Raw genomic sequence first — 13,095 nt, 5'->3', positions numbered from 1 at the left:
GACGTTTCGCTAAATCCCCTCGCCACACCAGGGTTCTCGCCAGTGGGTAGGGTTAGTTTGCCTCTTTTACCGCACTCAAGAACGCACACGTACGCTCCTGCTGCGGGTTCTCGAAAATCTGCGCCGGCGTGCCTTGTTCATGAATCTGGCCTTTGTAGAAGAAGCACACCCGGTCCGCGAACTCCCGCGCAAACCCCATCTGGTGGGTCACCATCAGCATCGTCAGGTTGTGCTCGGCACCCAGTTTGCGGATCACGTTCAATACTTCTCCGCACAGTTCCGGATCCAGCGCCGAGGTCACTTCATCGAACAGCATCACTTTCGGCCGCATCGCCAGTGCCCGGGCAATCGCCACCCGTTGTTGCTGGCCGCCGGACAACTGCGACGGGTAGTGGTCGAGCTTGTTGCCCAGGCCCACCAGTTCCAGCAGGTCGGCGGCGCGCTCCCGGGCTTCTTTCGGGTTCATGCCCAACACCTGCACCGGCGCCTCGATCACGTTCTGCAGCGCGGTCATGTGGGGGAACAGGTTGAAGCTCTGGAACACCATGCCGATCTTGCCGCGCACCCGGCGGATGTGTCGGTCGTTGGCCGGCACCAGCACGCCGTTGCGGTTGGGCATGTGGGTCAGTGAGTCATCCTCGACGCGGATCTGGCCCTGGTCGATGCCTTCCAGGGTCATCAACACCCGCAACAGCGTGGATTTGCCCGAGCCGCTGGGGCCGATGATCGCGACCTTTTCACCGGGGGCGACATCCAGGTTCAGATGGTCGAGCACCGTGAAGCTGCCGTAGCTTTTGGTCACGTCCTGGAAACTCACAATCGGCCGGGACGGTGTCGGAATCTGCATGGCCGGGGCCTCCTGCTGCGACGCCAGCGTGCTGCGCCGGGACAAATCGGTGGGCGAGGACAGAGGTAAAGTCATTAGCGTAGCTCCATGCGCGTTTCAAGGCGCCGTACCAGATAAGCCAAGGCGAGGCTCAGGGCGAGGAAGAACAGGCCGACCATGGTGATCGGTTCCAGGTAGCGGAAATTTTCGGAGCCGATGTTCTTGGCCTGCTGCATGATTTCCACCACGGTGATCGCCGACAGCACCGGCGTGTCCTTGAGCATCGCCACCAGGTAGTTGCCCAGCGGCGGCACGATCGGTCGCAGCGCCTGGGGCAGGATGATGTTGCGGTAGGCGTCGTACGGCGCGATGTTCAACGCCGTCACCGCTTCCCACTGCGCCCGCGGCACCGCGTCGAGACCGCTGCGATAGACCTCGGCGATGTAGCAGGCATAGTGCAGGCCGATACCGAGGATGCCGACTTGCATGGCCGTCAGGTTCAAGCCGTAGTTGGGCAGCACGTAGTAGAGGAAATACACCTGGATCAGCAGCGGCGTGCTGCGGATGAACTCAATCACCGCTGTGGCCGGCCACGACAGCCAGAATTTGCGACTGCGCCGGCCAATCGCCAGGAACAGCCCCAGGACAATCGCGATCAGGAAACCGATCAGGGTAATGCCCACGGTGTTGAGGGAGGCGCGCAGCAGGTCCGGCAGGATTTGCGCGGCGTAGGACCAGTCGAACAGCGTCATGACAGACCTCCACGCATCCGGCCCCGGCTCAGTCGCCGCTCGATGTTGCGCATGCCGAAGTTGATGGCCTGGGCGAGGATGAAATACATCACCAGCGCCAGGCTGAAGATTTCCAGGGTCTGGAATGTCGCCTGATCCAACTGGCGCGCCCGGAAGCTCAGGTCGGATAAGGTGATCAGCGAGACCAACGAGGTGTTCTTCAGCAGCTCGATAAGCAGATTGGTGCCCGGCGGAATCGCCGCCAACAACGCCTGGGGCAGGATGATTCGTTTGAAGCGTGTGAAGGCACTGAAGTTCAGCGCCGTGCAGGCTTCGTATTGGCCCTTGGCGACCGAACTGATGGCGCCGCGCATCACCTCGGCCCCATACGCACCAATGTGCAGGCCCAGGCCGACGATCGCCACGGCGTAAGGGCTCAGTTCGACATTGAAGGGGGGCAGCGGCAGCACGAAAAACAGCCAGAACAACTGCACCAGCAGCGACGTCCCTCGGAACACTTCGATGTAGGTAATCGAAAACCAGCGCAACGCGCGCCACGGCGACAGGCGCCCGAGGGCTGCGAGTACCGCCGCGACAATCGCCAGCAGCGAGCCGAAGAAGGTCACTTGCAGCGTGACCCAGGCCCCTTGAATCAATAACGGAAGTAATTCGCCCATGGTTCAACCCGATGTCCGATGAAGCGGGGAACAGGCATTACGCGCTGTGCGTCATGCCCGTTTCGGCGTGCCGTCAGGGCTGAGCGCAGAGCTCGGCCGCGGTCTTGCTGGTGACGTTGGATTTGTCGAAACCGAACGGCGCGACGGCCTTGAGGTGTTCTTCCGAACCCAGCCACTTTTTCAGCTCGGCGTTGACCGCGTCGCGCAGGTCCTTGTCTTCGGGGCGGAAGGCCAGCGCACCGTAGCCGATGTGGGACGGGTCGTCCTTGAATTCGGTCATCGCCTCGACCTTGTCACCGCCCTTGGCGGCCAGGCCCTTCATGGTCAGTTGCGTGCCGACGGCGGCGTCGGCGCGACCGGCGCGCACGGCTTGCAATTGCGCGGTGGTGTCGGGGACCTGCAGGATCTGTTCATCCTTTACCCCGGAATCGCGGGCATAGGCCAGGTTCACCGTGCCGGCCATGATCGCCAGCTTCACGTCCGGTTGCTTGGCAATGTCTTCATAGCTGTGGAGTTTTTTCGGATTGCCCTTGGCTACCAACAAGGCGTCGGGCAATTGGTATTGCGGATCGGTGAACAACACCTGTTTGCAGCGCGCCGGGGTGATGTACATGCCGGCGGCGATCACGTCGAAGCGACCGGCGCGCAGGCCAGGAATCAGCGAGCCCCACTCGGTGAGCACGCCATTAACCTGCTTGATGCCCATCTTGGCGAAGATGATCTTGGCGATCTCCGGCGATTCACCGGTGACGGTGCCGTCGGTTTCGGTGAAGGCAAACGGGGTTTCGTTGGCGTAGCCGATGCGGATGCTGCTGTTGCTCTTGACGGTATCCAGGGTCGCCGCCTGGACGCTGCTGGCCAGGCCAAGCACGGCACAGGTCAACAAGAGCCGGCGCAAAGGTGTGCAAGTGCGGGGAAGAAAATTGCTCATCGATAAAATCTCCTGTTTCTTGTGGATCCGTCAGCGGACGGTTCTGTGTTAGGAGGCAGTGTGACAAGAGCAAAACGTACAACGGCGGATCCGGGCATGGCCTGAGATCGGGAATGGCGCCGGTACAGGTCGGTCCGGCTTTTTGTCGGGGCAATGCACCCGCCTGGATAACGACCTTGGACCGAGCATACAAAAGCCCCGGCGCGGATTGTATTGCACTAGGACAATTGCATTGCCGCGATGGCCGCGCAATGCTGTGCGCACCCGTTCTCACGCCGGTTGCAGCCGTTATGGATAAGTGGAAGTCAGCCCTGGACCTCGCCCGCAGCGGTGAATCCAAATACAAGATCCTGGTGCAGGCCATCGCCGACGACATCGAACAGGGAACCCTGGCCAATGACCAGCGCCTGCCGCCGCAACGGCAGGTGGCCGACGCCATGGGCATCAGCGTGCAGACCGTCACCAATGCCTACAAGGAGTTGGAGCGCCAAGGGCTGGTCCGCTGCGAAGTCGGGCGCGGCAGTTTCGTCTCGCGGCGCATGAGTGATCGGGTCGCCACCTATATCCTCGACAGCCCCGAGCGGGCGCTGGTGGATTTTTCCATCACGCGCATCCTGCATACCCGCGAGCACGATCAGTGCTGGCGCGACACCTGTGCCGAGCTGAGTACCGAAGAGGACCAGCCATGGATCCACGCGTTTCGTCCGATAGCCGGTTTTGAATCCCATCGCGAAGCGGCGGCGCAATGGATCGGCCGACAGGGGCTGAAAGTCGATCGCAACGATGTACTGATAACCAATGGCGCCGCCCATGGCATCTTCCTCGCTCTGGCCTCCCTCGCCGGTCCCGACGATGTGGTGCTCTGCGAAGGGCTGACCGACCACGGCGTGATCGGCAATTCCCAGGTGCTGGGCTTCACCCTCAAGGGGCTGGACACTGACCGCCATGGCATCGATCCCGAACACTTCGAAGACATGTGCAGCAACGAGCGCATCACCGCGCTGGTGTGCACGCCGAACCTGAACAACCCCACCACCAGCCTGATGCCCGACGCCCGCCGCCGGGAGATCGCCGAGATCGCCCGACGCTTTGGCGTGCACATCATCGAAGACGATGTTTACGGTCCGCTGCTGGACGAACGACGGGCGCCGCCTATCAGCCATTACCTGCCGGAGCTGTCGTTTTACTGCACGAGCATGACCAAGTCGGTGCTCACCGGGTTGCGGATTGGCTATCTGGTGGTGCCCAAGCGCCTGGCGTTGCGCACCGAGAGCATCCTGCGGGTGAACAGTTGGATGGCCACGCCGATGGTCTCGGAGATCGCCGCACGCTGGATCCGCGACGGTCGCGCCGACTCACTGCTGCATCTGCAAAGGCGCCTGTTGGCCGGACGCCAGGCGATGGTCACCGAGCACATGGGCGAACATGTGTTGGCCCAGCATCCTCATGCCTTGAACGCATGGATCGGCATTCCGCCCCACTGGGAAGTCGACAGCCTGGTGCGGGCGCTAAGGCATAAGCACATCGCCGTCACGTCCCCCGATCCGTTCACCGTGCGCGGCACACCAAGGCCCCGCGCGGTGCGGGTCTGCGTCGGTGCCGAATGCAGCGATGAAGAAATGCGCCATGCACTGATCGGCATGCGGCAGATCTTCAACCAGTACCCGCAGATTCATGATTTCTGATGCACCACACCATTCCCTGTGGGAGCGAGCTTGCTCGCGATAGCGGTGTAGCAGTCGGCAAAGATGTTGAATGTGAGGGCCCCATCGCGAGCAAGCTCGCTCCCACAAGGGATTTGTGGTGACTTTGGAACTTCATCACTAAATTGCCCTAGTACATTCATCACCACAATCCGGCCCTCTTAGACTGCGCCCAACACATCTGCTCGGGACGCGGTCATGACAGGATTGCAGCTTCAGGACATTTTCCTCGCTCGCCAGCGCATCGAGTCGCAGGTCAGGCGCACGCCCATGGAGCATTCCCCCAGCCTGTCGCGACGGATGGGGGTGCCGGTGTACCTCAAGCTGGAAGCCCTGCAAATCACCGGCAGCTTCAAGCTGCGCGGTGCGAGCAATGCGGTGGCGCAGCTCAGCGCCGAACAGAAAGCCCGAGGCGTCGTCACGGCTTCGACCGGCAATCATGGCCGGGCGCTCGCTTATGCTGCCTCGCAGCAGGGCGTCCGGGCGATGGTCTGCCTCTCGAACCTGGTGCCGGCCAACAAGGTGCAGGCGATTCGCGATTTAGGCGCCGAGGTGTGCATCGTCGGCCAATCCCAGGACGATGCCCAGCGCGAAGCCGAGCGTATCGCGAGCGAGCAGGGCGCGACTTTCCTGCCGCCCTTCGATCATCCCGCGATCATCGCCGGCCAAGGCACCCTCGGCCTGGAAATCCTCGAACAGCAACCGGACGTGGCCCAGGTGCTCGTTCCGTTGTCCGGTGGCGGCCTGTTCGCCGGGGTTGCCCTGGCCCTGAAAAGCGCCAATCCAGCGATTCAGGTCCACGGCATCAGCATGGCCCGAGGCGCGGCGATGCACGCCAGCCTTGCCGCCGGGAAGCCCGTCGACGTCGAAGAACTGCCGACGCTGGCCGACTCCCTCGGGGGCGGCATCGGCCTGGACAATCGCTTCACCTTCGCCATGACCCGACAGTTGATCGATGACCTGCACCTGCTTTCGGAGGCCTCCATCGCTAACGGCCTGCGCCATGCCTATCACCACGAACGCCTGGTGCTCGAAGGCGCCGCCGTGGTCGGCATCGCGGCGCTGCTCGACGGCCTGGTCGAACCGCGTGGCCCCATCGTGGTGGTGGTCAGCGGCCGCAACGTCGACACCGAACACCATGCCCGCGTGATCGCTGGCGCCAACGCCTGATAACCCGTTGAACGGAGCCTGTCATGAGTGAAGTCACCCTATTGAGCGAAGCCGACCTGCGCAGTTGCGTGGCCCTCGACCTGGCGAGCATCGACGCCGTCGAGCAGGCGTTCGTGCTGCTGGCCACCGCCGCCGTGGCGATGCCGCCGATCCTGCGATTGGACATTCCCGAGTACAACGGCGAAGTGGACGTAAAGACCGCTTACCTGCCGGGCCTGGAACGCTTCGCCATCAAGGTCAGCCCGGGTTTTTTCGACAACCCCAAGCTTGGCCTGCCCAGCCTGAACGGCATGATGATGCTGCTCTCGGCACGCACCGGTTTGCTGGAGGCGCTGTTGCTGGACAACGGTTACCTCACCGCCGTGCGCACCGCCGCGGCCGGGGCGGTGGCGGCGCGTTGCCTGTCCCGTGAGGACAGCCGCAGCGTGGCGCTGATCGGTGCCGGCGAACAGGCGGCATTGCAGCTCCAGGCGCTGCGGCTGGTGCGACCGATCGACGAGGTGCGGGTCTGGGCGCGGGATGCGCAAAAGGCCCGGGCGTTCAGTGCCGAACTCGCTCGCGACAGCGGGATTGCCGTTACGCCGTGCGCCTCCATCGATGACGCCATGGAAGGCGTGGACATCGCCATCACTTGCACCCCGAGTCGTGAGCCGTTGATCGAAGCTCGCCATTTACATCCGGGCCTACACATCACGGCGATGGGATCGGACGCGGAGCACAAGAACGAAATTTCCCCGCAAGCCTTGGCGGCGGTCGACTGCTATGTCGCCGACCGCTTGAGCCAGACCCGCGTGCTCGGTGAACTGCACCACGCCCTGGTGGCCGGCACCGTTCGCGATGACCTCGCATTGTTGGAGCTGGGGCGGGTGTTGGCGGGGCAGCGAATCGGGCGTTCCGATGCGGCGCAAGTGACGCTGTGCGACCTCACCGGCACCGGCGCCCAGGACACCGCTATCGCCAATCTCGCTTTCGAGCGGGCGCGGGCGGCAGGGAAGGGTTTTGCGTTCGGGCGCTAGATCTTTTTTCACGAGTCATTTGAACAGAGGGCAGGTGGATGTCAGAGATAGTCGTCAATCTTCCGTTCCAGCGGGAGGAATACGCCCAGCGCCTGGCGAAGGTTCGCGCAGCCATGCAGGCCCAGGGCCTTGAGCTGCTGCTGGTCACCGATCCGTCGAACATGGCCTGGCTCACCGGCTATGACGGTTGGTCGTTTTATGTGCACCAATGCGTGCTGTTGGCGCTGGACGGCGAGCCCGTGTGGTTCGGCCGCGGCCAGGATGCCAACGGTGCCAGGCGCACGGTGTTCATGCAGGCCGATAACATCGTTGGCTACCCGGACATCTACGTGCAGTCTCGCGAGCGCCATCCGATGGACTACCTGTCCCGCGAGGTGATCATCGCCCGTGGCTGGGGCGCCCTGTCCATCGGCGTGGAAATGGACAACTACTACTTCAGCGCCGCCGCCTACCTGTCGCTGCAAAAGCATCTGCCCGAGGCGAAACTGGTGGACGCAGTGGGCCTGGTGAACTGGCAGCGTGCGGTCAAGTCGCCCCAGGAAATCGCCTACATGCGCATCGCTGCGCGCATCGTCGAGAACATGCACGGCCGGATTCTCGAACGGATCGAACCGGGCATGCGCAAGAACGAACTGGTGGCCGAGATCTACAGCAGCGGCATCCTCGGTGCCGACGGCCACGGCGGCGACTACCCGGCCATCGTGCCGCTGTTGCCCACCGGGGCCGACGCCAGCGCGCCGCACCTGACCTGGGACGATTCGCCGTTCGAACGGGGCGCCGGCACCTTCTTTGAAATCGCCGGTTGCTACAAGCGTTACCACTGCCCGCTGTCGCGCACGATTTACCTGGGCAAGCCGCCGCAGCATTTCCTCGACGGTGAAAAAGCCGTGGTCGAAGGCATCGCCGCAGGCCTGGACGCGGCCAAGCCGGGGAACACCACGGGCGACATCGCCGTGGCGTTTTTCAAGGTGCTGGAGAAATTCGGCATCCACAAGGACAGCCGTTGCGGCTACCCCATCGGTATCAGTTATCCACCGGATTGGGGCGAGCGCACCATGAGCCTGCGACCCGGTGACAACAGCGTGTTGCAACCGGGCATGACCTTCCACTTCATGCCGGGGCTGTGGATGGATGATTGGGGCCTGGAAATCACCGAGAGCATCCTGATCACCGAGACCGGCGTCGAGACGCTGTGCAACGTGCCTCGTCAACTGTTCGTGAAGGATTGACCCATGAGCGAAATGCCCAGCAATCCCATCATTGCCACGGTCGACTTCAGCCGCGCAGGCGTGCAGCACGGTTTTCTCAAGCTCCCGTATTCACGGGACGATTCGGCCTGGGGCGCGGTGATGATTCCCATCACCGTGATCCAGCGCGGCAGCGGCCCGACTGCGCTGCTCAGCGGTGGCAACCACGGCGATGAATACGAAGGTCCGGTGGCGCTGAGCAAGCTGGCCCAGCAGCTGACCGCTGAAGAGGTCAGCGGGCGGGTGATCATCGTGCCGTTCATGAACACCCCGGCCTTCCATGCCGGGCGCCGGACTTCGCCGATCGACAAGGGCAACCTCAATCGCAGTTTTCCCGGTAGGCCCGACGGCACGGTCACCGAGAAAATCGCCGACTATTTCAACCGCACCCTACTGCCCTTGGCCGACATTGTGCTGGACATCCATTCCGGCGGCCGGACCCTGGATTTCCTGCCGTTCGCCGCCTGCCACGTCTTGCCGGACAAACAGCAACAGGCGCGCTGCGAGGCCGGCATGCTGGCGTTCAACGCACCGTATTGCATGCGCATGCTGGAGCTGGACGCCGGGTCGATGTACGACACGGCCGCCGAATCCCAGGGCAAGGTGTTCGTCACCACCGAGCTGGGCGGCGGTGGTTCTTCCACCGCTCGCAGCGTGGCGATTGCCGAGCGTGGGGTGCGCAACCTGTTGATCCACGCTGGCATTTTGCGGGGCTCGATCGAGCTGCAGCCTTCGCTGGTGCTCGACATGCCGGACGCCAGTTGCTTCATTGCCAGTGAGCACAACGGTTTGCTGGAGATGTGCCGCGACCTTGGTGAAAACGTCACCCAGGGCGAGGTAGTAGCGCGTATTCATGACACTGCCCGCAGCGGCGTCGCCCCGGTGGAATACCGCGCCGCCCGCAGCGGCTTGCTGGCGGCCCGGCATTTTCCCGGGCTGGTGCAGTGTGGCGATACGTTGGCGGTGATTGCGGATGTGTTGGCTTGATCAGGCTGCGCATGACCTTTGTGGCGAGGGGATTTATCCCCGCTGGGTTGCGAAGCAGCCCCAAAACTGCGGACTCGATTTTCCAGGCATACCGAGGTGTCAGGTTTTGGGGTCGCTGCGCAACCCAGCGGGGATAAATCCCCTCGCCACAATTGATGTATGTCTGGAAGTTTTCTGTAACTACCCGGAGCCCACGGCCCATGCACAAGCTCGATCGCTACGACCTGAAGATCCTGCAGATCCTCGCCGACGACGGGCGGATCACCAAGTCGAGCCTGGCCGAGGCCATCAACCTGTCGGTCACGCCGGCCTGGGAGCGGGTGCGCAAGTTGGAAGCGGCGGGCTTGATTGTCGGTTATCGAGCGCAGATCGATTGGGCTGCGGTGTTCAAGCGTCAGCAGGTGTTGGTGGAAATCACCCTGGCCCGGCACACCGCCCAGGACATGCGTCGTTTCGAACAACGCATGATCGCCGCGCCCGAAGTGGCGTTCTGTTACGCCACCGGCGGCGGTGTCGATTACCTGGCGATGATCCAGGCGCCGGACGTCGATGCCTACCAGCGTTTTGTCGATCAACTGCTGCTCGAAGACCTCGGCATCGAACGCTACTTCACCTACATCGTCACCAAGACCATCAAGACCGCCGGTGCGTTGCCGGCGGAGCTGGTGTCATCCGCCTGAGCACCGCAGAAAACGCTTTCCGGCAGGTTCTTTCCAGAAAAAAACCAAGGTCTGACCCCGCTCGAACATCCGAAAACCCAAGCGTCGCTGCCCTAGCATGGATTCACGCACACGCTCTGGAGTGAACGTCATGCCTTATCAACACCCGCTGCTGTTCAAAGCGCTTTGCTATGTCGACGGCCATTGGGTCCACAGCGACAGCGGCCACAGCGTGGCCGTCCACAACCCTGCCAACCGCACCGTCATCGGTCATGTACCGATGCTTGATCAATCGCAGATCGTCGCGGCGGTGGACGCGGCGCATCGCGCATTTCCTTTGTGGCGCGAACAAAGCCTGGAGACGCGCGGCGCCATCTTGCGGCGCTGGGCGGCGTTGATCACCGAGCACAGCGAGGACTTGGCGCGAATTCTCAGCCTGGAACAGGGCAAGCCCTTGGCCGAGTCCCGTGGCGAAATCGCTTATGCCGCCAGCTTTATTCCTTGGTTCGCCGAGGAAGCTCGGCGCCTGTACGGCCAGAACATTCCCAGCCATATCCCGAATGCGCACCTTGGCACGGTCAAGGAACCGGTGGGGGTTTGTGCGCTGCTCACGCCGTGGAATTTCCCGTCGGCCATGATCACCCGCAAGGCCGCCGCCGCGTTGGCTGCTGGTTGCACCGTGGTGATCAAGCCGGCCCACGAAACACCGTACTCGGCCTTGGCGTTGGCACAATTGGCCGAAGAAGCCGGCTTCCCTGCCGGGGTCTTCAACGTGGTCCTGGGCGAGCCGCAAATGGCCATGGAAACCCTGGTCAAGGACAGTCGCGTACGCTCGGTGAGCTTCACCGGCTCGACCCGGGTCGGGAAGCTGGTGTTGCAAGCGGCGGCCCACGACGTGAAGAAAGTCGCGCTGGAGCTGGGCGGCAACGCGCCGTTCATTGTCTGCGCGGATGCCGACCTGGCCCTGGCGGTGAAGGTCGCCGTGGAGGCGAAATTCCAGACCTCGGGCCAGGATTGCTGCGCGGCCAACCGAATCATGGTCCAGCGTCCGGTGTACCAGGCTTTTCTCACTCGCTTCACCGCAGCTGTGCGCGCCTTGCGCGTCGGCCCGGCCATGGTCGATCAGCAGGAACAGGAGGTGGACGTCGGCCCATTGATGCATCAGGCCGCGTTCGATGCGACCGCCGACCGCGTCGCCGATGCCCTGGCGTTGGGTGCTCAACGCCTGGTGGGCGGTGAAACACATGCCTTGGGCGGGTTGTTCTACCAACCCACTGTGCTGGCCGATGTCACGCCGCAGATGCGCATCTACCGTGAAGAAAATTTCGCGCCCATCGCCGGGGTGATGCCGTTCGACACCTTGGACGAAGCCGTCGAAATGGCCAACGACACCGAGTACGGACTGGCCGCCTATATTTGCTCCAATCGCCTGGATGTCATTTACCCGCTGATCCGCCGTCTCGACCACGCCATGGTCGCGGTCAACGGCGTCAAGTTCACCGGCCACCCGATTCCCTTCGGTGGCATGAAAGCCTCCGGCCTCGGCCGCGAGGGCGGCACCGAGGGCTTCGAGCCCTTTGTCGAAACCAAATACTTTTGCCTGCACCATCAAGGCCAGTTCCCAGGAGAATCCGCATGAGCCAAGAACTCAACACGCTGTTCGAACAAGACCGTGCGCATTTCATGCACCCGTCGACTCACGCCCATGACCACGCCAGCGGCGCGCTCAAGGGACGAATCATCAAGAGCGCGTCGGGCATCCGCATTCGCGATCACGAAGGGCGTGAGTTCATCGACGCCTTTGCTGGTCTGTACTGCGTGAACATCGGCTACGGGCGTACCGAGGTGGCTGACGCCATCTACAAACAGGCCAAGGAACTGGCCTACTACCACACCTACGTCGGCCATTCGAGCGAGGCGATCATTGAGCTGTCCAGCCGCATCATGGACTGGGCGCCGGAAGGGATGAAGAAGGTTTATTACGGGTTGTCCGGTTCCGACGCCAACGAAACCCAGATCAAACTGGTGCGTTACTACAACAACGTGCTGGGCCGGCCGCAGAAGAAGAAAATCATTTCCCGGGACCGTGGCTACCACGGCTCGGGCATCATGACCGGCAGCCTGACCGGGCTCCCAGCGTTTCACCAGCACTTCGACCTGCCGGCGGAGGGGGTCAAGCACACCGTCTGCCCACACTGGTATCGCAAGGCCCCGGCGGGCATGGACGAAGCGGCCTTCGTGCGCTATTGCGCCGATGAGCTGGAGAAATTGATTCTTGCTGAAGGTCCCGACACCGTGGCGGCGTTTATCGGCGAGCCGTTGATGGGCACCGGTGGCATCATCGTTCCGCCCGCCGGTTATTGGGATGCGATTCAGGCCGTCCTGAAGAAATACGACGTGTTGTTGATTGCTGATGAAGTGGTGTGCGCGTTCGGGCGCCTGGGTTCGAAAATGGGCAGCCAGCGCTACGGCATGAAGCCGGACCTGATCACCACCGCCAAAGGCCTGACCAGTGCCTATGCACCGTTGTCGGCGGTGATCATCGGCGAAAAAGTCTGGAGCGTGATTGAAAAAGCTTCCCAGGCCGAAGGAGCCATGGGCCACGGCTGGACCTATTCCGGGCATCCGATCTGCGCGGCGGCGGCGCTGGCCAACCTCGACATCCTCGAGCGGGAAAACCTTACGGCCAACGCCGAGGATGTGGGCGGCTACTTGAATCGTCGGTTGCGCGAAACCCTCGAAGGTCATCCGTTGGTGGGCGAGGTACGCGGAGATGGCATGCTGGCGGCGGTGGAGTTCATGGCCGACCGTGAACAGCGCACAGCGTTCGACCCGGCACTCAAGGTCGGCCCCAAGGTCTCGGCCGCCTGCCTGGAACGCGGCATGATCGCCCGCGCCATGCCCCACGGCGACATCCTGGGCTTCGCCCCACCGCTGATCCTCACCCGCGAAGAGGCGGACCTGATCGTCGACATCACCAAAGGCGCTATCGATCAGGTGGCGGGTGAGGTGTTGGCTTGAACTGAGTTCACAATACTTCAGGACACAAATAACCTGTGGCGAGGGAGCTTGCTCCCGCTGGGCCGCGAAGCGGCCCCAAAACCAGGCAACTCGGTATGCCAGGAAAATCGAGTTCGCTGCTATAGGG

12 protein-coding genes are annotated in these 13,095 nt (G+C 62.7%); 8 read left to right on the top strand and 4 right to left on the bottom strand.

Features of this window, described 5'->3' with window-relative positions; translation table 11 throughout:
• Positions 1-52: 52 nt before the first annotated feature.
• From ehuA to ehuB, 4 genes are all read right to left on the bottom strand, one after another.
• A complete protein-coding gene (ehuA, locus tag Q7C33_RS02415; RefSeq protein ID WP_329957048.1) occupies positions 53-922 on the bottom strand; it encodes an ectoine/hydroxyectoine ABC transporter ATP-binding protein EhuA in 870 nt (289 codons plus the stop codon).
• Entirely contained in the window at positions 922-1,578 is a 657-nt protein-coding gene (gene ehuD, locus Q7C33_RS02410) for an ectoine/hydroxyectoine ABC transporter permease subunit EhuD (protein WP_407682776.1), read from the bottom strand. The genes ehuA and ehuD overlap by 1 nt, the downstream gene beginning before the upstream one ends.
• Complete coding sequence (gene ehuC / locus Q7C33_RS02405) at positions 1,575-2,234, bottom strand: ectoine/hydroxyectoine ABC transporter permease subunit EhuC (RefSeq protein ID WP_030139936.1); 660 nt, start codon at positions 2,232-2,234, stop codon at positions 1,575-1,577. Before ehuC ends, ehuD begins: the two co-directional genes overlap by 4 nt.
• 73 nt (positions 2,235-2,307) lie before the next feature.
• Complete coding sequence (gene ehuB / locus Q7C33_RS02400) at positions 2,308-3,165, bottom strand: ectoine/hydroxyectoine ABC transporter substrate-binding protein EhuB (protein WP_258648942.1); 858 nt, start codon at positions 3,163-3,165, stop codon at positions 2,308-2,310.
• 290 nt (positions 3,166-3,455) lie between these two features.
• Here ehuB and ehuR point away from each other — a divergent pair, with 290 nt between their 5' ends.
• From ehuR to Q7C33_RS02360, 8 genes are all read left to right on the top strand, one after another.
• A complete protein-coding gene (ehuR, locus tag Q7C33_RS02395) occupies positions 3,456-4,850 on the top strand; it encodes a MocR-like ectoine utilization transcription factor EhuR (protein WP_030139938.1) in 1,395 nt (464 codons plus the stop codon).
• Between the two features lie 216 nt (positions 4,851-5,066).
• On the top strand, positions 5,067-6,038 hold the full coding sequence (eutB, locus tag Q7C33_RS02390; RefSeq protein ID WP_407682775.1) for a hydroxyectoine utilization dehydratase EutB: 972 nt from the start codon (positions 5,067-5,069) through the stop codon (positions 6,036-6,038).
• Between the two features lie 23 nt (positions 6,039-6,061).
• The gene (locus Q7C33_RS02385; protein WP_407682774.1) at positions 6,062-7,054 is read left to right on the top strand and encodes a cyclodeaminase; all 993 of its coding nucleotides are present in this window, start codon (positions 6,062-6,064) and stop codon (positions 7,052-7,054) included.
• A 38-nt stretch (positions 7,055-7,092) separates the two neighbouring features.
• Entirely contained in the window at positions 7,093-8,283 is a 1,191-nt protein-coding gene (gene doeA / locus Q7C33_RS02380) for an ectoine hydrolase DoeA (protein ID WP_323154501.1), read from the top strand.
• Between the two features lie 3 nt (positions 8,284-8,286).
• Positions 8,287-9,288: a N(2)-acetyl-L-2,4-diaminobutanoate deacetylase DoeB gene (doeB, locus tag Q7C33_RS02375; RefSeq protein WP_407682773.1), complete on the top strand. Its 1,002-nt coding sequence runs from the start codon at positions 8,287-8,289 to the stop codon at positions 9,286-9,288.
• 200 nt (positions 9,289-9,488) lie between these two features.
• Positions 9,489-9,968, top strand: coding sequence for an Lrp/AsnC family transcriptional regulator (locus tag Q7C33_RS02370; RefSeq protein WP_198796615.1), 480 nt, complete (start codon positions 9,489-9,491; stop codon positions 9,966-9,968).
• A gap of 130 nt (positions 9,969-10,098) precedes the next feature.
• Positions 10,099-11,586 (top strand): NAD-dependent succinate-semialdehyde dehydrogenase, encoded by a 1,488-nt coding sequence (locus Q7C33_RS02365; protein ID WP_407682772.1) that lies wholly within the window; start codon positions 10,099-10,101, stop codon positions 11,584-11,586.
• Positions 11,583-12,968 carry an aspartate aminotransferase family protein gene (locus Q7C33_RS02360; RefSeq protein ID WP_407682771.1) on the top strand — a complete coding sequence of 462 codons (1,386 nt, stop codon included), beginning with the start codon at positions 11,583-11,585 and terminating at the stop codon, positions 12,966-12,968. Before Q7C33_RS02365 ends, Q7C33_RS02360 begins: the two co-directional genes overlap by 4 nt.
• Positions 12,969-13,095 lie beyond the last annotated feature (127 nt).

The organism is Pseudomonas sp. BP11-1-1, from assembly GCF_052112105.1.
In the GTDB taxonomy this organism is placed as follows: Bacteria; Pseudomonadota; Gammaproteobacteria; order Pseudomonadales; family Pseudomonadaceae; genus Aquipseudomonas; species Aquipseudomonas alvandae.
This window is presented reverse-complemented; position numbering and strand designations above follow the sequence as displayed.